Genomic DNA, 24,702 nt, shown 5'->3' on the forward strand with positions numbered 1-24,702 from the left:
TGAAATCGATCGCAATTTCTTCAATGCAATGCTTTACTTTTTGTAACCATCTGATAGTGTAATCGCTCCAGTCGGCAAAAGGAAGTCTTCACAGCAAGTTCAACCGCAAAGCGCCACTGTTAGGATGAACGGAACTGGCGATCGCAACTGATTTTCTCAACATGACCGACTCGAACTCGACTTTTACCCCGCGCAAATCCAGCACGACAGAGCATGTTCTGACGCTGCCGAACCAGCAACTTCGCTATCGAGCGATCGCCAGTTGGCAAACGCTGTATGAGCGCGAAAAGCCTGCTGCCGAAATGTTTCACGTCGCATATCTGGCCGAGTCGAGCGAGGTGCGTCCCCTGACGGTTGTGGTGAATGGCGGCCCCGGTGCGGCTTCAGCCTATCTGCACATGGGCGCGATCGGCCCCCAGCGCATTCAGTTTGGCGAACAAGGTCGCCTGCCCAAGCCACCCGTGCGCCTGACGGACAATGCGGAAAGCTGGCTGAGCTTCAGCGATTTGGTGTTCATCGATCCGATCGGGACGGGCTTTAGCCGCAGCGTTCCGACCGAAAAAGCTGCTGAGAAATCCGGCGAGAAACCTGAAGGCGACACGGACGAACCAAAGGAAATTAAATTTTGGGAAGTGGAGCGCGATTTGAATTCGATCGGAGAATTCATCCAGCGATTTCTGTCGCAGCACAAGCGCTGGCTGTCTCCGATTTTCATTGCGGGTGAAAGCTACGGCGGCTTTCGCGTCGCTCGGCTAGCTCGCAAACTGCAACAGGAATTTGGCGTTGGACTGTCCGGCTCAATCTTGATTTCGCCCGCCCTGGAATTTAGCCTGCTGGCAGGCAGCGACTACAACGTCACGACTTGGGCGACGCTGTTGCCTTCGCTGGCGGCCTCAGCCGCACATCACGATCGCGCAACTTGGGCAGGCCAACCGGGAGACTTGCAGGCGCACCTCCAAGCCGCTGAACAGTTCGCCCACAAAACGCTGATTCCCCTGCTGGCGATCGGTGCGGCGTATCCCGAAGCCGATCGCCAGTTAGCTTACGAGCAGCTAGCGGGCTTAATTGGTTTGCCGTTGAGCGTGGTCAAACAGCAAGGCGGACGCATCAGCTTTGAGACATTTGCCAGAGAACTCTTGCGCGATCGCCAGCGAATTGTTGGCCTTTACGATGCGTCGATTATCGGAATCGATCCGTTTCCCGATCGACCTTTGTATGAAGGCAGCGATCCGACTTTGGACGGACTCGATCGCTTATTTACCGGAGCAATTAACAGTCATCTGCGCGATACGTTGGGCGTGGAAACCGATTTGACCTACCATCTTTTGAATTTTGAAGTGTTCAAAGCCTGGAAGTTTGATATTAAAGGCGACTTCAAACAAGGCTTCGTTGGAGCGATCGATGATCTGCGCGTCGGCATGACCTTAAATCCCTTCATGCAGGTCTACATCACGCACGGATTTTTTGATTTGGTCACACCTTATTTTTCCTCCAACTATTTAGCAAATCTAATGAAGCTCGATCCGGAAATTCGATCGAATCTCACTTTGAAACATTACCAAGGTGGTCACATGTTTTACGCTTGGGATGCATCGCGTCAAGAATGGTTTGGCGAAATGCAAAAGTTTTATCAAGGGGCGATCACCTAAGTTTGATTTCGTCATTTCACTGAGGAACAAAAATCATGCGCCTTTTCAATCGATCGCTTTTATTCGCATCGGTTTTGAGTGTATGGACAGTTTGGGATGGCGGAGCAGTTGCTCAAACGCCCACCGCTTCGGAGCAAGATTTGCAGCGCGAATTGCTTTTGCGAATGGTTGGAACGGATTCTGAAGTTGTGCTGGGGCGGTTGCCGTCTGATCTGCCGATCGATTTGCCGCTTCCAGATCAGGCTCGGATTATCGGCAGTATTGTTTCGACTGAAAGTCAAGAAAATTTTTCACTCTATGATTATCTAATTTATTTAGATGTGCCGCGATCGCCTCAGCAAGCAAGAGATTTTTATCAAGAACAACTCAGCCGCGCTGGATGGAGAGAAGGCGAAGACTTCACTAGTCCGGGATTTGTCTCGACGGAAATTGACGGATTTCCTTTCGGCATTCCTTCTACTTTCTGCAAAGACGATCAACTCATTCTTGTCTCGGTTAGAGCTTTGTCAAATAATCAGGCGGCAACAGTGAGTTTGCAACTGAAAAATACAGCGAATGAACCGTATTCCCCTTGCGATCGCCCCGAAGAAGTGACTATGCGAGATCCAGCAGCATCCATTCCGCTGCCAGAGTTGACCGCTCCACCCAACACTCAAGTTCGGGCAGCAGGCGGCGGCGGATCAGAGGACAATTGGAGTTCGACTGCCAACATCGAAAGTTCGCTGACCGATCAAGCACTGGTGGCTCACTATGTTTCGCAGCTTGAGCAGGCAGGTTGGACGCAGCAAGCTAGCGACACCGCCGATGCAAGCGTTTGGAGTTTCTTGACGCTGCGAGATGACGAAGGACAGCCCTGGCAAGCATTTCTTTCGATCGCTCCTGCCAACGAACCCAATACCTACACTGCCTCAATTATCGTCCTTGCGACCAACCCGACGCGCTCTGCTTTCTTCTAGGAGCGTTGGTCGGAACGCGATCGCCCCACTTTCGCAAACGAGCGATCGCCCAATCCTGATTACAATTGGAAAGGACGCTGAGATTGCGATCGCCCTGTCTTGTCGGAGGAAAGTTCTGTGAACGTTTTTGGAATTGGCTTGCCGGAAATGGCGCTGATTATGATCGTCGCGCTGCTTGTCTTTGGGCCAAAGAAGCTGCCCGAAATTGGTCGTAGCATGGGCAAAGCGATCAAAGGCTTCCAAGACGCCTCCAAAGAATTTGAAACCGAGTTCAAGCGCGAAGCCGAACGAATCGAAAAGCCGACCACGACGACGATGCAGGCCAAGCTCGAAGAACCAGAACCAAAAGCGATCGCCTCTGGCGAATCGGCAGAATCAGAAACGCAAGACGCCGAAATCGTCGAAGAACCCTCGCAACAGCCCAGCTAGTCATGACGGAATCTGCGGCGATCGTCATTCCGCAACTGATCGTTGGTTTAGGCAATCCGGGCGCAAAATACGATCGCACTCGCCACAACATCGGCTTTGAGGCGATCGATCGGTTGGCGCGTACCTGGCAAATTTCGCTGAGCGAAAACCGCAAATTTCAAGGACTGTTTGGCGAAGGACACTTCGGAGCACAAAAAATTCGCCTGCTCAAGCCCACAACCTACATGAACCTGTCCGGCCAATCGATCCGCGCCGTCCTCGACTGGTACAAACTCCCACCCGAATCCGTCCTCGTCATCTACGACGACATGGATTTGCCCGTCGGCAGACTGCGCCTGCGACTCTCCGGCTCAGCAGGCGGACAAAACGGCATGAAATCCGCCATTTCCCACCTCGGAACCCAAAACTTTCCCCGCCTCCGCATCGGCATCGGCAGCGCCGGACAAAAAGATGCTGTCGGCCACGTCCTCGGCCACTTCTCCCCCACCGAAGCCAAAATCATCACCGAAGTCCTCAATCTCACCGTCAGCGCGATCGAACTCAGCCTCAAACAAGGCGTTTCCAAAGCGATGAGTTTGTACAACAATCGATCGATCGAGCTTCCGTCAACAGGTTAGGTCAGAAGGCAGGAGGTTCAGAAACGAGGGACGCGGCGGGTAAGCAGATGCGTAGCGCCACATTGACACCCACAGACATGCCCTTGCGTAGGGTGCAGGGAAATGCAATCTCCCTGCCGGGGTTGGAGGTGTGGAGGAGGGGCAGCGCCCCTAGCCTCCACTGGCTCGGAAACCAAAAGCCATCAAAAAGGCAAAAAATCCGTTTGCCTCCCAAAAGTCCAACCTAGTGACAGCGTTTTTCCTGCTTCGGCAGCGGCGGCACATCCAACGCTGGATTCGCATCAAAAAAGCTGACAGGCTTGAGCATAAACCCCGAATAAGCCGTCGGCATCACAGGCCAATCCTCCGGACGCGGAATGTGATGATGCCCAAACGTGTACCAAACCACCAGATCGGTGTTGGCGATCGATCGATCCGCCTGCGTCCACAGAGGCAACCCCTCACCCCCCGGATGCTGATTCGGATAATCCCCCGCCGAATAGCGCTCATTCACAGCATACGGCGTCACCCAAAGATGCTTCGTCATAAACCCCGCCCGCTTCAAAATCGGTGAATCCGGATGCGCGAACGGCAAGACATTTTCGCCCGGAACAATCTTGTAGCCTACTGCCTGACCCAACCGATTCTTCACATTCGGATTCACCACCTTCCAATAGCGAGCCGTCAGCGGATCGATCAGCCGTTGCGCCGCCTGCTCCGTTTCCAGCAGCGTCGGAACCGCATAAAACGCATTGCCATACGGATTTTCTGCCCCCATTGGTTCCGCTTCCGTATTCACTTCATAAACCGAATTTTCGCAGCCGTCCAAATCAAAATCCAGCCGCAAACTGAAGAAATGCTGATGATTAATTGCATTCACTTCCGGTGCAACCACCGTGCCGTATTTCGGCTGATCGGCCAGCGCACCAACCAGCAGAATTCCAGTCAGCTTGACTTCATATTGAATCGTGCCGTCCTGGTAGAAATACCAGAAGAAAGCGTATTCATAATTATCGACAGTCGCGATGAAGGAAAGGGCGAGACGACGCGATCGCCTCACTTCAACAGCATCCCGCCGCCAATCCGTGTGCTTCCACAACATGCCGAAATCTTCTTCATGCAGACAAACCGCATTTTTAATCGTAGAAACTTCGCCGCGACTGTTCGTCAAATGCGCGTCAAAATAGCGAATCTCACCCACACAATCGCAGCCATATTCCAGCGAATTCGCCAGCATTCCCACGCCATGCTCACCCACATCAAACGCATTTTTGCGATAGTGCTGCGGACGCGGATCGCCATACGGCACAACCATTTCAGCGAGCGAAACGCGATAGAGAATCGATCGCAGCCGTCCTTGATCCTCATAGCCAACCTGATAGAGAACCAGTCCTTCTCGCGGCGTAAACCCAATTCGCATTCGCCATTTTTGCCAGCGAATTTCGTGACCATCGATCGAAAAGCTCACTCCTTCCGGCTGCGTAATTTGCAAAGGCTTGATATCCGATCGCAAACTTGGCTGAAACTGCGGTTCATACTCTCCAGTTTCCGGCGGAACCGGAACAATCCCCAAATCTTCAATTTGCACAACCTCCATTTTGTTGAGGTCAACCACTGGAATTAAACCATCGATCGGACGTGCATAAAAATTGCTTTCCGGCGTCGATCGGACATAACACAAACAGCGCGACAATCGCACACCTTCTTCATCTTCGATGCCAAAATGCCCGATCGCCCAAGGATCAACCACGACCGATTCAAGCGTCAAATTACGCTTGGCAATGGCGGCTTGAAAATCCGGATGCGCCTTTACCGCCGCTTCGCATTCGGATAGCTCATCCGCCATAATATTCGGCTGAATATCAGGAACATGCTTCCAATCAATGACTGTTTGCTGAGTGAGCGACACGATCGCTTCAAAGGCTTCCCCGGTTTGATTGTTCAGCAAAATTAAGAAAGCTTGGCGATCGAATTGATCGCCAGATTGAAAGTTCAAAACGAACTCTTTCGGCGGTTCATGCAGCGTCACACAGGGGAAGCGAAACGTTTCACCCACATTCTGAGCCGTCCGAACGATCGCCACTGCCGCCGCCACTTCTTCGGATCCCAACGGCTCCAGCGGATGCTTCACTTCGGGCAGGTTCACCAGCTTCGTCGAAAAATTTTGTGTGACTGTCATACAAAATAAATGGAACAGATAAATTGAAGAGATTTGCTGTGTTCAGCGATCGCGCCTCTTTCTTCACAAGGCGGATTCTTTCACGCTACAGCCAGCAGGCAATTTTCGGCAAATGGGCAAGCGCCCGCTTCCACTTAGCAGTGCGACAATCACTAAATCTTGATTGTTATCATTCACTAAATCTTGATTGTTATCATTCACTGCGGAGTCAAGCCTATGACTAGCTGGCTGCAACCGCCTCGGCTGCGGGTTGGCGAAGAAGCCCCCCGTCATGCGACCTGGCTAGAACTGTTTTATGACTTAGTGTTTGTCGTGGCCGTGTCGCAACTGGCGCACAACCTCAGCGACGACACGTCGATAGTGGGATTTGTCGGATTTGTTGCGCTATTTCTGCCCGTCTGGTGGACGTGGATTGGCGCAACGTTTTACGCCAATCGCTTCGACAGCGATGATATCAGCCGTCGTCTGCTGATGGGCATTCAGATGTTGACGATCGCCGCGCTTGCTGTCAACGTGCATCATGGACTCAGCGATACTTCCGTCGGGTTTGCCCTGTCATATGTGGCGGCTCGCATCGTGCTGATTGGCGAATATCTGCGGGCGGGTCGATCGATTCCCAGTGCTCGCGGCCTGACGACGCACTTCGCGATCGGGTTTTCGATCGCCGCCGCTTTGTGGGTGATTTCCATTTTTGTGCCGATCCCAATTCGGTTTGGCCTGTGGGCGATCGCGCTGCTGATTGATTTTGCCACGCCGATCACCGCAGCCAGATATCAGCGAAATTTGCTGCCGGATTTGGAACATTTGCCGGAGCGATTTGGCCTGTTCACGATCATTGTGCTGGGCGAAGCGATCATCGCCGTTGTGAATGGCGTTTCAGAAATGGAGTGGGACGGCTGGAGCGAAATTACGGCAGCGTTGGGATTTGTCTGCGCGTTTTGCTTGTGGTGGATCTACTTTGAAAATGTTGGCAGTGCGGCACTGCGAGCAGCAGGTGAAACCGGACGCCTTCGCGTCTTTCAAGTGTGGCTCTTCGGCCATTTGCCGCTTGTCATCGGACTGGCAGCGGCGGGAGTCGGCGTTGAGCATTTGATTTTGGCCGAGTCCAATGCACCGCTGTCCACGCTCGATCGCTGGCTGGTGTGCGGCTCACTCGCTTTGTGCTTCTTATCGCTAGCGCTGCTGCACCGTACAGGCGTGATTTTCTTTTGCAAATCGAGAACGCGCCATCGAATTGCGGCGGCGATCGTCCTGCTGGTTCTTGCCATTGCTGCTGTCAACTGGTCGCCAGTCGCGATCGCGCTGACGGTGGCGATCGTCTGCATCAGTCAAGTCGGACTCGATCTCTATCAAGGTCATCCCGCTGGCTGGCAAAAAGACGAATCACCGCTGGCCTAACTTTGTGTTTGAAACTGCCGCCGTTCGCCCTGCACCAACGGCGGCTTTTGTGAGGTTCGATACCGTTTCGGGACGGCACGATCGCACCAATCCGATCAGCGCGAACTCACATCGTCCGACTGAAGCGGAATGCGCTTGGTCAACATCCGCATGAACTCACCGGGATTTGGCGTCGGGATCAACGGTGTCCATTCGGCAGAGTGCGCGATGCTGGCGCAATGCAGCAGATGCACAAATCGATCCACGACGGGACGCGACCCGACTGCCAACACGCGCAGCACTTCCGGGTCATTCACGGGCGGCAAAAACACGGGGCGCGGCGGTTCGGGTTCGATCGGCAAGAACGGTTCCGGTAGCTCAAACGGTTCGATCGCGTCGTAGTCTCTGTAGTTTTCGTAAGTCATTCGATCGTCTCTACTAATGGGCACGTGAGAAACGCAGCGGCGGATCGCACCCATCCGCTGCACCCTGCCTCCATGCACAACGAAGCCGCCTCACTGCGTACAGCAAGACGGCTAGCAGATACAATCGAAGCTAGCCTTCAAGCTGGCGAGATCAGTTTTGAGGGTTAGTTCCTTGGGTGTGTTGGTAGCACTCCCTTGGAACGCTTCGGCGCATCGGAAAAAGCGATAACTGAGGCTACAACGTCTGGAGGATTTTTGCAAGAGGGGGCGATCGGGAACGGAGCAGCTTTGCTGGCCGCGCAGCTTGCAAAACGGTATCGAACTGGGTCAAAGACAATTAAGAAAAGACGAACATTTCGACCTAATCACCTCAAGCAGCATATTGTGCGGAAAGGTTCGGCCTAAACGCCAAACACGGATGTTATGCAGAATGATTCGGCCTAATCACCCGCTACGGGATGTTGTGTGGAAGCTTTCCACCTAATAATTGTTAGCTAGAAACCCAGGCTTTAGTTCTTCAACTTTCTTTATTAAACATGAAACCTGAAATAATAATCTCTGAAGATGAGCAAAAGTTACTTGAAGAATCACCTGAGGAACTTCTTGAAGATATTCGCAATGTTGTTAATACTTACACAAAAAACCGCCAGGATCGACTTCCCAAAATTACATCACTTGTTCAGCGTGAGTTAAAACTTCTTGACTTTGCATTTGCAAATGTCTTGACACTCTGGATAATCTTCCATTCAAGGCAAAATGATGATATTCCTATGCTCTGGTTCAATGACAATAAGTTGACATCACTATGCTTTACAAGCTTGCTCCAAAATATAGCTGATTCAATCAGTATTATTCGGAATTTAAGTGGTGCTGGGAATCATTCACGTTTGGTATTTAGATATTTGGTAGAGACGTTTGATCTCACTATTGCTTGTGCTGGTGATGAAGCTACTCTTATGGATTTTATAAAGTCATTTGATGCTAAAGAAGACACCTTGAAACACTGGCGGAAAAACCTTTCACCTGGACGAATACGAAAGACTCTTAGCAATATTGAGATGAACATGATCGGTGCTGAGCCTGAAATCGTCGCGCATCTACATGAGATGAGAAAAGATACTTATTCATGGCTGTCAAGGGCTGGACATGTCGATTTCATCGCGTACATCGGGGATTCAGTTACAGATAGCTACGTGGAGATGGCGACTGCAACCCTTCGCTCTTTGCTTCAATATTTAGCTTGTTCTCAAACATTTTTTGCTACTCTTCTAATAGGCAAACATCGGTGGTTTTCTGAGCTAGAAAACGATAATTACACTCCTGATGATGTGGAACGACAGCTTCTTGAGAAAAAATGTTTGATAAGAATAAAGCGTTTTGCAGATGACTACACCATATACAGACGTGAACAAGAAGACGTATTTTAAGAGCGTATTGAAGGGCAATCGGCGTGCCTCTCAGCTAACAACGCTGTTGCAGCGGATTGTTGGGTTCTGCTTGTAGGGGAGCAAGGTTGATCTGTAACCGTTGAACAGCAACGTTAGGTTTCCATTGATGAATGCCGAAATTTGCTGAGATATTCTTTTTTGTCATGTTTGATTAAAGTTCAGTTCCGCTACTGTGGCTGAAACTGTCCAAACAACAAAAATCGCTCGACCATCGTAAAGACGATCGAGCGAAACAAAACGAATTCAACTTCAAACCTACTCGATCGTATTCAGATAAGCTTCGATCGCTTTAGACGAAATTTCGCTCATGTGAACGCCTTTTTCTGTGGCGTGTTTCTTGAGGCGATCGTACACCTCATCGCGAATGCCGACCCGATATTTGCCGCGCACTTTGGCGGGTGTGGGCTGATAGGCAGCGGCATAGCGACGCAGGGCATCAAAGCCGACGCGATCGCAAAAATCACCGAAGCTTTCCGGCTCGACGCGCTCTTGCTTTTCCTGCTTGAAGTAGACAAACAGCGGCTCTAGGGCAGCTTCAAGATTGTCGATGTGCAGATTGTCGAGATACGGCTGAGCGAGGCGGGTTTGGTGCGGGTCGGCTCCCAGCCAGATCTGGTAGCTGCTGGGCGACTGACCGACAAAGCCAAGTTCTGCAAGATACGGACGAGCGCATCCGTTCGGGCATCCGGTCATGCGGGTGACGAAATGTTCTTGCTCCAGTCCGACCTTGTCGAGCAGGGCGCGGATGCGATCGAGAATTCCCGGCATCGCCCGCTCCGATTCGGTGACGGCAAGGCCGCAGGTCGGCAGGGCGGGGCAGGCCATCGAATAGCGGACGAGGGGATCGATCGCCGTTTCCATTTTGATGCCGCAGCGATCGAGAATCGCCTGAATGTCCGGCTGAAGTTCCGGATCGATATCGTAGAAAACCAGGTTGTGATTGGCAGTCAGGCGAATCGGCAGCGCATATTCTTCTTCGATTTCGCGCAGAGCGGTTTTCAGCTTCAGCGTTTCTGTATCGTGGATGCGACCGTTTTCGATCGAAATGCCCAGAAACAGTTGACCATCGCCTTGATCGTGCCAGCCCAAGAAATCTTTGTACTTCCAGTCGGGTAAGGGATGGAACGGCTGAAACGATTTGCCCCAAAAGCTTTCGACAACGCTGCGGAATTTTTCGACGCCCCAATCGTTGATCAGATATTTCATGCGGGCGTGGCGGCGGTTGACGCGATCGCCATAGTCGCGCTGCGTGGCAACGATCGCCTTCATCACGTCGTAGATGTCATCTTTTTCGACGTAGCCAATTTCGTCGGCAATTCGCGCAAAGGTTTCTTCTTTGTTGTGCGTCCGTCCCAAGCCGCCGCCTGCGTAGACGTTGAAGCCTTGCAGTTCGCCTTGGTCGTTGGTGATCACGACGAGCGAGACATCTTGCGAGAACAGATCGATCGAGTTGTCGCCCGGAACCGTGATGGCGCACTTGAATTTGCGCGGCATGTAGTACGTGCCGTAGATCGGCTCTTCGCCTTCGTGGAAGACTGTGCCGTTGCCGTTGCGACTCAGCGCGGCTTGAATTTCAGGATTGGGTTCTCCGGTAATTGCCCGTTCGCCGTCCAGCCAAATTTCGTAGTAGGCTCCGGTGCGAGGCATCAACAGATCCGCGATGTTGTCCGCATATTCACGGGCGATCACGTATTCGGGCTTGTCTTTGTACGGTGCGGGCGGAGCCATGACGTTGCGGTTGAGGTCGCCACATGCGCCCAAAGTCGAACCCATGTTGCGAACGATCGTGGCGATCGCTGCCTTCAGATTCTTCTTCAAAATGCCGTGAATTTGAAAGCCCTGACGAGTCGTGACGCGCAAGGTGTGATTGCCAAACGAATCGCTCATCTCGTCCATCGCCAGATAAAGCTGCGGCGGAATGAAGCCGCCTGCGTTGCGCGTCCGCAGCATGAACTGGTAGTCTTTCTCCTGCCCCTTGATGCGGTTGTCGCGGTTGTCTTGCTGGTAGGAGCCGTGAAACTTGAGGATCTGAATGCCTTCTTCGGTGAAGTGCGTGGTGTCTTGCAGAATTTCGGTAGCGACAGGTTCGCGCAAGGCGTGACTACGCTCTTTGATGCCTTCCATTTTGGAAGACTTTTGCACGGGCGAAACGGGAGTGGGAGTGTTGACCATTGCGGCGATAAAGCGAATTCAAAGGCGAGATTACTACAATAATCCGATCGACATTAGGGAGAATTGTCAGTATCGATCTTAGCATCGCATCGATCGACTCGTGAGCAAGCAAATATCACGAAAGATTTCAGATCTTCACAAGTTCAATTGCCAAAGATTTCCAGCTTGCGACTGATGCGACCGCCTGCTGTTTTCGCGTTCGATCGCACTACGTTCCGTTCTTTTCATCGCTTTACGGTTATGAACCGCTCTGCAAAACTGGCTGGATTTGTCGGCGCGATCGGCCTACTCGGATTTTTGCCGTTCATCGTTCTTTCGCAAACGTCATTTTTGCGGCCTCAAGAACCTCAAGCAAATACTCCGGTCATCACGCCAGAGGAGCATACTGAACTCAAACAGCAGATCGCCCAATCGACTGAACTGAATTTGCGTGTCAGCTTGAGTCAGCGCGAAGTCGGACTCTATCGCGGCGATCGCTTGATGAAAACTTATCCGATTGCGATCGGTCAACAGGGCTGGGAAACACCAACCGGAACATTTGAAGTGATGCAGATGATTCAAAACCCCATTTGGATTCACCCCATGACCGATGAACAAATCGGCGCAGACGATCCAAATAACCCACTCGGGGATCACTGGATCGGCTTTTGGACAGACGGCAGAAATTCGATCGGCTTTCACGGCACATCAAACCCAGATTCAGTCGGGGCGGCAACTTCGCACGGCTGTTTGCGTATGTTCAATCCAGATATTGAAGAACTGTTTGCAATCGTTCAACCCGGAATGAAGGTGACGGTGACGCGATAGTTTTCATACAGATGGGAGAGCACACCTCTACCTGCTAAATCGATCGATCTCGCACTCCAGGCAGATAAACGATCGCAGAAATACTTATTACAGTGCATAGATAGTCGCTGTGCAACGACATCAGCGTGAGTCATAAGATTCTAAGTTTATCTTTCGCTTTATTTCTTAATTTTCTAGCTCGTATTCAACGCATGGAGGGAACGAAATGAACACGAATCGTCAATCAAACAAGCGCTGGATGATCGCGATCGGCGCATCCGGAATTGCCGGATTTTTATGCGCTCCGCTGGCGCTTTATCTAGCCGCCAATCCTAATGCAATTAGCGAACAATTCGTCGATCGGGCAGAAGCTCAATCCACAGGCGGGTCGGTGGGCGGTTCGTCCAGTGGCTCAGCGGGTGGAACCACAAGCGGCGCAACGGGCGGAACCACAGGTAGCACAACAAGTGGAACTACAGGTGGAACCACGAGCGGAACCACAACCGGAACCACAGGTGCAACGACAACGGGCGGTTCCGTTGGCGGGCAAACCACAGGCGGCAGCACTACAGGCACCGGAAACACAGGGACAACGAACGGCACAACGACGACAGGCGGCAGTCAACCGTTGCAGCAGCCCAATCAGCCCGTCGGCGGCACAATCAACAGTGCGCCTCCGCTGTTGAACAGCCCCAGCACTACGGGAAATCCCGGAACGCAAACGAATACACCGGGCAGTACAACAGGCACAACTGGCACAACTGGCACAACTGGAAGTACAGGCACCACCAATAATCCAATTTCTCCGGCTGGAACCTCTAACTTCAACAACGGCACCAGCAACAACAGCTCGAACATTGGTACACCTCGCACAGGCGCAACCGGAAGCACAAGCACCCCCAACAACAGCGTCGTCAACGGTCGAGTTGTGAACGGACAAACCACCGGACAAACAGGCACACAGGGCACGCTGTCGAATAACCTTGGCGTTGCAGGCGGTGGCGGAAACGCAGGTCGCGCTGCAACTCCCACTGTTGTCAGTCCTGGAGTTGCTGGCTCGCGCACAACCGCTCAAGCAGCCGGAACAGGTGCAGGCATTGCTCAAGCTCCCGCCACCACTGCCACAGGCACAACCGGAGGCACAGCCGGAACGGGCGTCACTGGAACGACGACAGGCACAACTGGTGGAACAACTGGCGGGACAACTGGTGGTGCAACCGGAACTACCACATTCCCCACACCTGCTAACACCACTGGACAAACAGGCGGCACAACCTTCGACCAGACCACAACCACCACAAGCGTTCAAAACGGGCAGGCGGTTCGGGCACTCTGGTAGCGATCGAGGATCAGGGGTTAAGGCGTTGGAGGTGCTTTACCGAACTTCCCACCCCTGATTCCTCATTCTGAGTTACAGGTTTACTGGTAGGATGCAAGGCGTAGTGTAATCCACCCGACCTTCGCCTGCCGTGCCTAGAACTGTTATTGCCGGGAACTGGAAAATGTATAAAACTCAGGCGGAAACGCTGACGTTTCTGCATGGGTTAATGCCGCTGGTTGAGAAAATTCCAGAAGACCGGGAGCTTGTGATCTGTCCGACATTTACTTCGATCGCTGCGCTGTCAAAATCTTTACACGGCAGTCGCATTCGTGTCGGCGCACAAAATATCCACTGGGAAGCCGCAGGCGCATACACAGGTGAAATTTCCGGCGACATGCTGCTGGAGTTGGGCGTGCGCTACGTCATCGTCGGCCACAGTGAACGCCGCGAATATTTTGGCGAAACAGATGCGAGCGTCAATCTGCGGCTGAAGGCCGCCCAGAAATACGGTATCACCCCAATCCTTTGCGTTGGGGAAAATCGCCAGCAGCGCGTGAATGGCGAAACCGAAGCCATTATCTTTAAGCAGCTTGAGCAGGATTTGCAGGATGTCAATCAGCGCGATCTCGTGATTGCGTATGAACCAATTTGGGCGATCGGCACGGGCGACACCTGCGAATCGATCGAGGCCAATCGCGTCATCGGCTTGATCCGCAGCCGCCTCGACAATCTGGATGTTCCAATTCAGTACGGCGGTTCCGTCAAGCCCAACAACATCGATGAAATTATGGCGCAGCCGGAGATCAACGGCGCACTGGTCGGTGGAGCCAGCCTGGTTCCAGAAGATTTCGCTCGAATTGCGGCGTTTAAGTAGGTTGGCGATCGCGTCTGCTCAAGTTGAAGTTTCAATCAGCGTTGAGCGATTGCACTGATGCAGTCGTCACACTTCCCGTTGCAGTGGCTATAAAGTATGGGAAGACCGCTCGCAATCGATCCGCTATGCAACCAGAATTCGATCGCCGCCGCGCCCAACTGATGGCAAAAATCGGCAAAGGTACGGCCATTTTTCGCAGCGCACCGCAAGCCGTGATGCACAACGATGTCGAATACAACTTTCGGCAAGACAGCGACTTTTTTTACCTGACTGGATTTAATGAGCCGGAAGCCGTTGCCGTGCTTGCCCCGCATCACGAAGAACATCGATTTATTCTCTTCGTGCAGCCAAAAGATCCCGATCGCGAAACCTGGACGGGCTATCGCGTCGGCGTCGAAGCGGCCAAAGAGCAGTTCGGCGCAGATGTCGTCTATTCGATCGCGGAACTGGACGAAAAACTGCCGCAGTATCTGGAAAAATCCGATCGCATCTACTACCGTTTGGGACGCGATCGAACGTTCAACGACAAAGTTCTCAAACACTGGCAGCAGTTAATTCGCACCTATCCCAAACGGGGAACCGGGCCAGTGGCGATCGAAGATCCGGCAACGACGCTGCATCCGCTGCGGCTGATCAAAAGCGATGCGGAAATCGAATTGATGCGAAAAGCCGCGACCATTTCGGCAGAAGCGCACAATCGCGCTCGCGAGTTTGCTCGTCCGGGCTGCTTCGAGTATCAGGTGCAGGCCGAGATCGAGCATGTGTTTCGGATGCGTGGCGCGATCGGCGTAGCTTATCCGTCGATCGTTGCGTCGGGTGGCAATGCCTGCGTCCTGCACTACACCGAAAATACGCGCCAGATGCAGGACGGCGACTTGCTGCTAATCGATGCAGGTTGCTCTTACAACTATTACAACGGCGACATTACGCGCACGTTTCCGATTAACGGTCAGTTTTCGCCAGAGCAAAAAGCGCTGTATGAAATTGTCCTGGAGGCACAGCTACAGGCGATCGCGCAAGTTCATCCCGGCAATCCCTATAGTCAAATTCACGAAACGGCGGTGCGCGTGATTGTCGAGGGTTTGCTGGATTTGGGGTTGTTGCAGGGCGATCGCGACGAAATCATCAAAGAAGAAAAATACAAGCCGTTCTACATGCACAAAACCGGACACTGGCTCGGCCTGGACGTGCATGATGTCGGCGTCTATCAGCATGGCGAAACGTCGCACACGCTGGAACCCGGACAGGTGACGACCGTAGAACCGGGGATTTACATTGCCCCGACGATCAAGCCTGTGGAAGGCCAGCCCGAAGTTGATCCGCGCTGGCATGGCATCGGCATTCGGATCGAGGACGATGTGCTGGTGACGGCGGCAGGCCACGAGATTCTAACCTCGGACGTGCCAAAGTCTGTTGCTGAACTAGAGCGCTAAGCGTGATTCGAGGAGGCTGCAAATGATTCAAACACCCACGCTGACGATCGAGGAATTTCTCACCAGGCCGGAAACCAAACCTGCCAGCGAATACATCGACGGTCAAATTGTTCAAAAGCCAATGCCGCAGGGAAAACACAGCGCGATTCAAACGGAATTAGCAGCGGCAATTAATGCCGCTCTTAGGCGACAGCAAACGGCTCGCGCTTTCTCAGAGCTTCGCTGTACGTTTGGTGGGCGATCGATCGTCCCTGACATCTCAGTTTTTACCTGGAATCGCATTTTTCGAGACGAAGATGGCAGCGTTGCAAATGCTTTTTCGATCGCACCCGACTGGTCGATCGAAATTCTCTCGCCCGATCAAAGCCAAACCAAAGTGACGAAAAACATTCTGCACTGCTTGAAGCATCAAACTCAAATGGGCTGGCTGATTGATCCCGTTGAGCAGTCAGTTTTTGTTTATCGAAGCGATCGAGCAACGGAGGTTTTCGATCAGCCTGAAGCCCAATTACCCACACCCGAATTTGCCAAAGATTTCAGCCTGACTGTAGAAGCGTTGTTCGGCTGGCTACAAGACTGAAGAATTAGCCTAAAGGCGGCGCGGCTATCGATAGCCTGCGGCTTGCAGCGAGAACAGACGGGCATAGCGTCCTTCGGCTTTGAGCAGTTGTTCGTGCGTGCCCTGTTCGATCGATTCGCCGTTCGCCAAAACCATAATTTGGTCGGCCATGCGGACGGTCGAAAAGCGGTGCGAAATGAGGATCGCCATTTGATTTTGCGTCACGGCGCGGAACTGCTCAAAGATTTGCACTTCCGCTTCGGCATCAACGGCAGAAGTCGGCTCATCGAGAATCAAAATGTCGGCACTCGATCGCATAAACGCCCGTGAAAGCGCGATTTTTTGCCACTGTCCGCCCGACAGTTCGCGGCCTTTTTGGAACCAGCGGCCAAGCTGCGTGTGATAGCCTTCCGGCAGTTCTTCGATGAACGATCGCGCCGTGCCTTTGATCGCGGCATCCTGCCAGCGGTTTTCGTCGTCAATGTGGCGGACATCCCCGATGCCGACATTTTCCCCGACGATGAACTGATAGCGAGCGAAGTTTTGAAAGATCACGCCGATGCGTCGTTGCAGCGTGTCGAGATCCCACTCCTCTAAGTTGCGTCCGTCCAGCAGAATCCGTCCCGAATCTGGACTGTAAAGGCGCGTCAGCAGCTTGATCAGCGTCGTTTTTCCCGATCCGTTTTCGCCCACGATCGCCAGTTTTTCACCCGGACGCAGATGCAGCGACACGTTTTTCAAGGCGGGTCGATCGCTGCCCGGATAGGTGAAGCTGACCGACTCAAACCGCAGGCCATCGCTCGGATCGTGTCCCCATTTGGCGTATCCGGTTGGTTCAGGGACTTCCTGTTCTAGATATTCGTACAGCGTTGAAAGGTAAAGGCTATCTTCATACATGCCGCCGATCGACGTGAGCAAACCGGAAAACGTCGATTGTCCCTGCCGAAACACAACCAGATACATCGTCAAATCGCCCAGCGTAATGCGTCCCGCGATCGCTTCGACCACAATCCAAACATATGCGCCGTAAAAGGCGATCGTGCTGAGCAGACCGAGGCCATAGCTCCAGATTGTGCGGCGGATGGCGAGGTTGCGGTCTTCTGAATAGAGGCGATTGAAAATGTTGCGGTAGCGATCGAGCAGCATCGAGCCAAGCTGATACAGCTTCACTTCCATGACAGAATTTTCGTTGCCCAGCAGCCATTCGAGATACTGCTGCTGCCGCGCTTCTGGCGCTCTCCAGCGAAACAAACGGAACGCTTCGCCCGCAAATTTCGTTTCGGCCACAAATGCGGGAATCGCCGCAATCACCAGAATCAGCACTGCCCAAACGGAAAAATTCAGCAGCAAGCCGCCGAATGTAATCAGCGATAGCGTACTTTGAACGAGGCCAAAGGTGCGAGTCACCAAGCTCAGCGGTCGGCTGGATGCTTCCCGTCTGGCTCTGGTCATTTTGTCGTAGAATTCCGAGTCTTCAAAGAAAGCCAAACTCAGCGTTAAGGCTTTCGCCAAAATCAAAACATTCACCTTGTAGCCCAGCAGCATTCGCAGCATCGACTGACCCAAAGACAAGCCTTGATTTGCGCCGGACTGCAAGGCCACCAGTACCCCTTCGATCGCCAAATATCCCAACGCAGACCAGCGATCGCTCACCGTTCCCGACTGCGCCGCCACAACGACGCCATCGACAATCAGCTTGCCGACATACGCGATCGCCGCAGGCAGCAAGCCGCCGATTAGCGTGAGAACGGCAATCAAAACGGTGAGCAGGCGATCGGTTTCCCACACGAGGGCGATCGCTCGACCGCAATATTGAAAAATTGAAAGAAATTGTTGAAGTTTACGAGGCTGAGAAGCTTGAGCAGAATCGATCGTCATATGTCTACAATAGCGTGCCAATTGATGCCCGGAATGCGATCGAACCTGTCGAAAAAGCTGAGATCAAACGGCGATTGGAAAGTTGAAAAATCAGGCGATCGCTGCAATTGATTTCAGCTTCAAATCAAAATTCTCCGCATCATTTACTTTCTGCGTCTCTTGACAGACCGGATGTAATTTCAAGCTCGTCCTTCTTGAAGAGGTGCAAGTAAAACCGCGACGGTTACTATCGAAGCAAATGTTTGGGAAGGAGCAAGTTAACAATGAGCGAAGAAAACAAAGAAAAAGGCTTTGGATTTACTGACCCGACCGATTCCAATCCCGACCCGATTACGGGTGAACCGGGCGCACATCCGGTTGGAACAGGCATTGGGGCAGCAGGCGCAGGCGCAGCAGGCGCGGCGATCGGCGGCGTGGTCGGTGGCCCGATTGGAGCAGTGGTCGGTGCAGCGATCGGCAGCGTGGTCGGCGGTTTGGTCGGCAAAGGCGCGGCTGAAGCCGTAAACCCCACGCAGGAAGATGAATATTGGCGATCGAACCATACGAGCCGCAGCTACGTCGAGAAAGACCGCACCTATGACGATTACGCTCCAGCCTACAAAGCGGGCTACGAAGGCTTTGGACGCTATGGCGACAGCGAAAAAACTTTTGAAGAAGTTGAGCCAGATCTCAAGCGCGACTACGAAGCCACGCACGCCACAGCGGGAACCGCAATGCCCTGGGAAAAAGCTCGCGAAGCCAGCCGTGATGCTTACATGCGCTTGTATGAAGAGCGGATTGTTGCCAACAAAACTCGCCAAAAAGCAGGTGAAGTGGCGATCGGCAAGCATGTCGAAACTGAAACGGCACATGTCGCAGTTCCCGTTGAGAAAGAGCGCGTTGTGATTGAGCGCGTGCAGCCGACTGAGACGCGCGTTGCGGCTGATGCCGACTTTGGAACCAACCAAGTCGCTCGTGTCGAAGTGTATGAAGAAGCGGCTGATATTCAGAAGGAAGCGTTTGTGCGCGAAGAAGTGCGCGTCCGCAAAGAAGTCGATCGCGAAACGGTCGAAGCCGAAGAAACGATTCGTCGCGAAGAACTCGACATCGACACGCAGGGCAATCCGGTTGTCAACCGCACGATCGACGGACAAACCGATCGCATCTAGCGTCTAGCACTCGTTTACTTCTCAAGGTGGTCTGCACAACAGGCCGCCTTTTTGCGTTTCTATGGTTGATTTGCGATCGCCCTTTAGAATGAGGACAATAGCAGAAATTTACCTGAATCTTCTCGATCGCGCCTGTGGACGAACTCTTAAACCCTGTCGCTTGCCAGCTCGATCGCTCAATCTTGGCTGTTCCAAAAACTGCAATGGTCATGCAGCGGGCGGACGGCTCGATCGAAGCGTGTAACGCTAGTGCCGAGACGATTTTGGGCTGGACGCTAAAGCAAATGCAGGGCTGGAGTTCGATCGATTTTTCCACACAGGCCATTCATCCCAATGGAGCGCCCTTTCCCGGTGAAACGCATCCGGCAATGGAAACGCTGCGGACGGGCTTGCCCTGTCAAAATGTGATGATGGGGCTGTATCGACCAGACGGTGGCTTGGTCTGGCTGCTGATCGATTCGCAACCGCTGTTTCAACGGACAGCCCGGACTCGCCCGGATGCCGTAATCGTCACGTTTGCCGATGTGACTCAGCAGATTCAGGCAAATGCAGCCCAACTCGTCACGATGCAAGGAAACCAGCCGATGCTCGAATCGCTGCGGCAAAATCAGCAGTTCACCGACCATCTGATCAATACGATTCCCGGTGTTTTGCATTTGATTGATGTGATGACGGGGCAAACGCTGTATGTCAGCGAGCAGGCGAGAAATTTGCTCGGCTATGCACCCGAACAAGTAATGGAGCCGGGTTTTATGGCGCGGGTGATGCACCCAGATGATCGCGCTCGTTTACCTCAGCATTTCGATCGCCTTCAGGCTGCGCCGGATAATCTGCTGGTGTCGATCGAATATCGAATGCGGCACGCGAATGGCGAATGGCGGTGGTTTTCCAGCCAAGATCGCGTGTTTACTCGCACGCCAGATGGAAAAGTGCAGCAGGTGTTGGGGATCTCGCAGGATATTAGCGATCGAAAACAATCTGAATTCGATTTGCAGCGCAGTGAAATTACTGCACAACAGCAGCTTGCCGAACTGGAATTTATTTATGCAACTGCACCGATCGGCTTGTGCTTTCTCGACACGAATTTTCGCTTTGTACGCATCAACGATCATCTCGCGGAAATCAACGGTCTGCCTGCGGCTGAGCATATTGGACGGACAATCCGCGAGATCATTCCCGAAATGGCCGACCAGCTTGAACCGCTGTATCGTCAGGTGCTGGAAACGGGCAAACCGATTCTCAATCTGGAAGTGAGCGGCACCAATCGCGCTCAGCCCGGCGTGCTGCGCGACTGGCTGGTGAGCTACTATCCAATGCAGCAAGGCGATCGCGCCATTGGCATCAACGTGATGGTGCAGGAAATTACCGATCGCCGCCGCAATCAAGAAGCGTTGCGTCAGCGCGAACAGCGGCTCAGCATCGCCACTAGCGCGGCAGGACTGGGCATTTTTGATTGGGACATGGTCAATGACATCGTGGTTTGGGAAAACCAGCGGATGTATGAAATTTTCGGTCAGCCGCCGGACGATCTCGCGCCGAGCAAAGCAGAATTTTTCAGCAGAATTATTCACCCGGACGATCGCGCCACCTTCGAGCAGGATATCGCCGCTGGCTTGCAATCTGGCACTGGCTTTCATACGGTCTATCGCATTTGCCGTCCAGATGGAGAATGGCGCTGGATCGAGGCGAACGGCCAGTTTACGCTGGCTCCAGACCAAACGCCCGTCCGAATGCTTGGCGTGGTGCGCGACATTACGCATCGCAAGCAGGCCGAAATCGCGCTGCAAGAAAGCGAACGCCGCTTTCGGGTGCTGGCTGACAGCGCCCCCACTTTAATCTGGGTGAACAACACAGGCGGTGGCTGCGAATATGTTAACCGCCAATATCTAGAGTTTTTTGACAAAACGCTGGCAGAAGTTCAAGGATTTGGCTGGACGCTGAATTTGCATCCAGACGATGAGGAAGCGTATGTGTCGGCTTATCTGGCTGCCCTGCGCGATCGATTGCCGTTTCAAGCGCAAACGCGAGTCAAACGTGCTGACGGGCAATATCGCTGGATCGAATCTTACGCCTTGCCGCGCTTTGATGAATCTGGCGAATTTTTAGGCTATTCCGGCATCAGCTTTGACATTAGCGATCGCAAACAAATCGAAATTGCGCTGCACCAAAGCAACGCCATTCTCAACACGATTAACGAGTCCACCACAACGCTGATCTATGTCAAAGATTGCGACGGGCGAATGCTGCTGGCAAACTCTGCCGCGATCGCGGCGATCGGCAAGCCGGAAGCAGACGTGATCGGCAAAACCGCGCTGGAGTTTTGCCAGCCTCGCGAAGCTGCCGAGCAAATCATGGCAAACGATCGCTTGATAATAGACAGCGGCGAAACCCTTCAGTTTGAGGAAATTCTGGAAATGTCCGATCGCCGCACCGTCTATCTCTCGGTGAAATCGCCGTATCGCGACGAGCAGGGCAATGTGATCGGGCTGATTGGCATTTCGACGGATATTAGCGATCGCAAACAGGCCGAAGCGGATTTACGCAATAGCGAAGCTCGCTACCGAATTTTGGCCGAAGCGATTCCGCAATTTGTGTTTGTGACGACGCCCGACGGTCAAAACGAATATGTCAACCAGCAGTTTTGCCGCTATACCGGACTGGATCAGGAACAACTATTGGGATCGGGCTGGCTGGCGATCGTCCATCCCGACGACCTCGAAACGGCGTACAAGCGCTGGTTCACTGCTGTACAAACGGGCAGCTTCTACGAAGTGGAATATCGCTTTCGCAGCGCCGAGGGGCAATATCGCTGGTTTCTTGGACAGGGCATTCCGCTCAAAGATGACCAAGGCTGCGTTGTCAAGTGGTTTGGAACCTGCACGGACATTCACGAGCAAAAGCAAATTGAAGTGGAGCGATCGCGCCTGCTTGCCCAAGAGCAAGCCGCTCGTGAACAAGCCGAGACCGCCAACCGCATCAAAGACGAATTTCTTGCCATTCTGTCACACGAGCTTCGCACGCCGCTCAACCCGATTTTGGGCTGGTCAAAGCTGCTGCAAACGCGCTCCTTTGCGCCAGACAAGCGCAACGCCGCCCTCGCCACGATCGAGCGCAACGCGCAGCTTCAGGTGCAGCTCATCGACGATTTGCTGGATGTTTCGCGAATAATTCGCGGCAAGCTGACGCTAAATCTCGATTCGGTTTCTTTGACCGAAGTCATTCAGTCGGCGCTCGAAACCGTCCGCCTCGCCGCCGAAGCGAAGGCGATCGCGATCGACACCGATTTCGATCCGCAGGTCGGCACTGTCCTGGGTGATGCTGGCCGACTTCAGCAAATTGTCTGGAACCTACTGTCCAACGCGATTAAGTTCACGCCCAACGGCGGACGAGTGCAAGTGCAATTGGAAGTGGTGGCGATCGAAAAATCCGATTCGGCACACGCTGCACCGACCGCCCGCCTCACCATCTCCGACACTGGCAAAGGCATCTCGCCTAACTTCTTGCCTTATATCTTCGAGGCATTTCGGCAGCAGGACGGCTCGACAACGCGCAAGTTTGGCGGGTTGGGGCTGGGGTTGGCGATCGTGCGGCAGCTAGTGGAACTGCACGGCGGCACGATTACGGCGGAAAGTGCAGGCGAGGGGCAGGGCGCGACCTTTACCGTTGAGTTGCCCCTGATGCCGATCGCGCAGCCGATCGTGCCGCTGCTGGAAAATGCGATCGCAGATTTGCAGGGAATTCGCGTTCTGGCGGTTGATGATGAACTCGATTCGCTCGAAATTCTCACGGTTTTGCTGGAGCAGGAAGGCGCGATTGTAACCGCAGTGGATTCGACAGCGCAGGCGATCGAAGCGTTGCAGCACGATCGATTTGATCTGCTGGTGAGCGATATTGGTATGCCTGAAGCAGATGGCTATGTGTTGATCGCGCAAGTTCGCGCCTTGCAGTCTGAGGCGGCAAAGATTCCGGCGATCGCGCTGACGGCTTATGCCAGCGAGGGCGATCAGCAGCAGATGTTGGCAGCAGGCTATCAGCGACATTTGGCAAAGCCGATCGATCCGGATTTGCTGACCGGGGCGATCGCGCAGTTGGTGGGATGAATTGTCGAGACACTGCACCCGCGATCGCCGCTAGCAGAACTACTCGATCGCCAAATAGCGAATCAGCGTCGAGATCACATCACCCGGAGCAGGCGCAACCTTAAACGGTTCACCCAGCGGCAGCGGTAGCGCCCAGTCGCGCAGGTCGGCATAGCGCAAAATCTCTAGCGTTTGCTGCGTGATCTGGACGGCTTCCGGTGAACCGATCAGGAGATGCTTGATCGGGTGGCGACGGTCATCTCGAAACCGCACCGCAGACGGAATTTGGATCAGCGGTCGGCTGTCACGTCGATCGCGACGCGACAAATTGTCGTTATTCATGAGGTTTTCCTTGAATTTGGGTAGGAAAGCCCTCAGCCCAGCCGCCCCAAAATGTCAAAACAGAACAATCGGGGCGGCCAGGAGGGTAAAATCTCCATAGCCTGCTCAGACTGGGGTAATCAGTTTGACGGGTTAGCGGCTTGAAGTCTGTTCGTACCAGCTTCAAGTCGCGACGGCTAGGCCGTAGGCGTTTTCGGACTTGAACTGCTGCGAATTGCAGCATTAGGGAACGACATTACAGCATTTGCAAAGCGCAGTCAAGAGGCGATCGCTTAAGCACTCGTTTTGACCGCTTCTTGCGGCGATCGCTTCTCGCGAATTGCACTTCTCACTTCGCTCGCAAGCTGATTCGCGACTTCCGTATGCGAATGCCAGTTTTGTGAAGGCATCGTTTGCCGGAAAGACTGATAGTATTCTTTGCGCGATTCTTCAAACAAAAAGCGCAGTTCCGCGATCGGTTCGTTGTGGTGATCCACCCGCAAATCAAGGTGCGGATAAATGTCGTGATGCATCACGTAAAGCGCAGCAGATTGACGACCGCGCTTGTCGCCGCCAGCCGCTTCTCCGGCTTCCAGCGATCGCAACAGTCGCTCACAAAACTCGACGCCTTCATGTTCCTGATAGGCATCCGCCATCGCAACTAAAACTTGTTCGCCCACGAGCATATTGCCCGCCACTGAGAAGCCAGAAAAGGTGAGATGTCCCGCCCAGCCGACGCAGTTTTGTCCTGTCCAAGCAGCGGTGTGGCCGTGATGATCGACGAGGTGAAGCTGGCGATCGTGTCGCTGCGGATCATCTCTGAGCAGCAGGTGAATGATGTCTTCAACTGAAAGCTCGTCGATCGTGCCCTCGTCGATCGATCGCTGTTCCAATAGCTGCAAACCGTGAATTCCCAGCAGCGGATTGGTTTGCCCCTGCGTGGCGATCGCGCCGAATCCGGCTTTCGCGTGGGGAACCATTGCACCCACTGCAAGATGCTTGGTGGAAACAGCAATTCCGGTTTTTTGGGTTTCGGCATCCCAGGCGACGATCGAGAAAGTCATAATCTTTC

At 53.3% G+C, this 24,702-nt stretch carries 19 protein-coding genes; 13 read left to right on the forward strand and 6 right to left on the reverse strand.

Annotated elements, in window-relative coordinates:
• Nucleotides 1-161: 161 nt before the first annotated feature.
• The 4 genes from H6F67_RS14510 (at nt 162) to pth (ending at nt 3,651) form a co-directional block, all read left to right on the forward strand.
• Nucleotides 162-1,649 carry a S10 family peptidase gene (locus H6F67_RS14510; protein ID WP_190767328.1) on the forward strand — a complete coding sequence of 496 codons (1,488 nt, stop codon included), beginning with the start codon at nt 162-164 and terminating at the stop codon, nt 1,647-1,649.
• Between the two features lie 35 nt (nt 1,650-1,684).
• Nucleotides 1,685-2,605 (forward strand): hypothetical protein, encoded by a 921-nt coding sequence (locus H6F67_RS14515; RefSeq protein WP_190767329.1) that lies wholly within the window; start codon nt 1,685-1,687, stop codon nt 2,603-2,605.
• Nucleotides 2,606-2,722: 117 nt separating this feature from the next.
• Entirely contained in the window at nt 2,723-3,034 is a 312-nt protein-coding gene (locus tag H6F67_RS14520; RefSeq protein WP_190767330.1) for a TatA/E family twin arginine-targeting protein translocase, read from the forward strand.
• A 2-nt stretch (nt 3,035-3,036) separates the two neighbouring features.
• Nucleotides 3,037-3,651 (forward strand): aminoacyl-tRNA hydrolase, encoded by a 615-nt coding sequence (gene pth / locus H6F67_RS14525; RefSeq protein ID WP_190767331.1) that lies wholly within the window; start codon nt 3,037-3,039, stop codon nt 3,649-3,651.
• A gap of 223 nt (nt 3,652-3,874) precedes the next feature.
• On the opposite strand, the gene H6F67_RS14530 is transcribed toward pth, so the two are convergent.
• A complete protein-coding gene (locus H6F67_RS14530; RefSeq protein ID WP_190767332.1) occupies nt 3,875-5,809 on the reverse strand; it encodes a primary-amine oxidase in 1,935 nt (644 codons plus the stop codon).
• Nucleotides 5,810-6,025: 216 nt separating this feature from the next.
• On the opposite strand from H6F67_RS14530, the gene H6F67_RS14535 reads away from it, so the two are divergent.
• Nucleotides 6,026-7,207 (forward strand): low temperature requirement protein A, encoded by a 1,182-nt coding sequence (locus tag H6F67_RS14535; protein ID WP_190767333.1) that lies wholly within the window; start codon nt 6,026-6,028, stop codon nt 7,205-7,207.
• A 95-nt stretch (nt 7,208-7,302) separates the two neighbouring features.
• On the opposite strand, the gene H6F67_RS14540 is transcribed toward H6F67_RS14535, so the two are convergent.
• Nucleotides 7,303-7,611, reverse strand: coding sequence for a hypothetical protein (locus H6F67_RS14540; RefSeq protein ID WP_190767334.1), 309 nt, complete (start codon nt 7,609-7,611; stop codon nt 7,303-7,305).
• Between the two features lie 536 nt (nt 7,612-8,147).
• On the opposite strand from H6F67_RS14540, the gene H6F67_RS14545 reads away from it, so the two are divergent.
• The gene (locus tag H6F67_RS14545; RefSeq protein WP_190767335.1) at nt 8,148-9,038 is read left to right on the forward strand and encodes a hypothetical protein; all 891 of its coding nucleotides are present in this window, start codon (nt 8,148-8,150) and stop codon (nt 9,036-9,038) included.
• A gap of 276 nt (nt 9,039-9,314) precedes the next feature.
• Here H6F67_RS14545 and sir read toward each other — a convergent pair whose 3' ends face one another.
• Nucleotides 9,315-11,231 carry a sulfite reductase, ferredoxin dependent gene (sir, locus tag H6F67_RS14550; RefSeq protein WP_190767336.1) on the reverse strand — a complete coding sequence of 639 codons (1,917 nt, stop codon included), beginning with the start codon at nt 11,229-11,231 and terminating at the stop codon, nt 9,315-9,317.
• 240 nt (nt 11,232-11,471) lie between these two features.
• On the opposite strand from sir, the gene H6F67_RS14555 reads away from it, so the two are divergent.
• From H6F67_RS14555 to H6F67_RS14575, 5 genes are all read left to right on the forward strand, one after another.
• The gene (locus H6F67_RS14555) at nt 11,472-12,038 is read left to right on the forward strand and encodes a L,D-transpeptidase (protein WP_190767337.1); all 567 of its coding nucleotides are present in this window, start codon (nt 11,472-11,474) and stop codon (nt 12,036-12,038) included.
• A 205-nt stretch (nt 12,039-12,243) separates the two neighbouring features.
• A complete protein-coding gene (locus H6F67_RS14560) occupies nt 12,244-13,356 on the forward strand; it encodes a hypothetical protein (protein ID WP_190767338.1) in 1,113 nt (370 codons plus the stop codon).
• A 130-nt stretch (nt 13,357-13,486) separates the two neighbouring features.
• On the forward strand, nt 13,487-14,212 hold the full coding sequence (gene tpiA, locus H6F67_RS14565; RefSeq protein WP_190767339.1) for a triose-phosphate isomerase: 726 nt from the start codon (nt 13,487-13,489) through the stop codon (nt 14,210-14,212).
• A 125-nt stretch (nt 14,213-14,337) separates the two neighbouring features.
• On the forward strand, nt 14,338-15,645 hold the full coding sequence (locus H6F67_RS14570) for an aminopeptidase P N-terminal domain-containing protein (RefSeq protein WP_190767340.1): 1,308 nt from the start codon (nt 14,338-14,340) through the stop codon (nt 15,643-15,645).
• A 22-nt stretch (nt 15,646-15,667) separates the two neighbouring features.
• On the forward strand, nt 15,668-16,225 hold the full coding sequence (locus H6F67_RS14575) for a Uma2 family endonuclease (protein ID WP_190767341.1): 558 nt from the start codon (nt 15,668-15,670) through the stop codon (nt 16,223-16,225).
• 24 nt (nt 16,226-16,249) lie between these two features.
• On the opposite strand, the gene H6F67_RS14580 is transcribed toward H6F67_RS14575, so the two are convergent.
• Nucleotides 16,250-18,082, reverse strand: coding sequence for an ABC transporter ATP-binding protein (locus H6F67_RS14580; protein ID WP_190767342.1), 1,833 nt, complete (start codon nt 18,080-18,082; stop codon nt 16,250-16,252).
• Between the two features lie 263 nt (nt 18,083-18,345).
• Between H6F67_RS14580 and H6F67_RS14585 the strand changes: the two genes are divergently transcribed.
• Nucleotides 18,346-19,230, forward strand: a complete 885-nt coding sequence (locus H6F67_RS14585; RefSeq protein ID WP_190767343.1) for a YsnF/AvaK domain-containing protein — start codon at nt 18,346-18,348, stop codon at nt 19,228-19,230.
• 182 nt (nt 19,231-19,412) lie between these two features.
• On the forward strand, nt 19,413-23,330 hold the full coding sequence (locus H6F67_RS14590; protein ID WP_190767344.1) for a PAS domain S-box protein: 3,918 nt from the start codon (nt 19,413-19,415) through the stop codon (nt 23,328-23,330).
• A gap of 39 nt (nt 23,331-23,369) precedes the next feature.
• On the opposite strand, the gene H6F67_RS14595 is transcribed toward H6F67_RS14590, so the two are convergent.
• Together H6F67_RS14595 and H6F67_RS14600 are read right to left on the reverse strand one after the other, a co-directional pair.
• Nucleotides 23,370-23,651 carry a hypothetical protein gene (locus H6F67_RS14595; protein ID WP_190767345.1) on the reverse strand — a complete coding sequence of 94 codons (282 nt, stop codon included), beginning with the start codon at nt 23,649-23,651 and terminating at the stop codon, nt 23,370-23,372.
• Between the two features lie 272 nt (nt 23,652-23,923).
• Nucleotides 23,924-24,694, reverse strand: a complete 771-nt coding sequence (locus tag H6F67_RS14600) for a DUF1028 domain-containing protein (protein ID WP_190767346.1) — start codon at nt 24,692-24,694, stop codon at nt 23,924-23,926.
• Nucleotides 24,695-24,702: the final 8 nt, after the last annotated feature.

It is taken from the genome of Microcoleus sp. FACHB-1515, assembly GCF_014696105.1.
Lineage (GTDB): Bacteria > Cyanobacteriota > Cyanobacteriia > Elainellales > Elainellaceae > JAAUTJ01.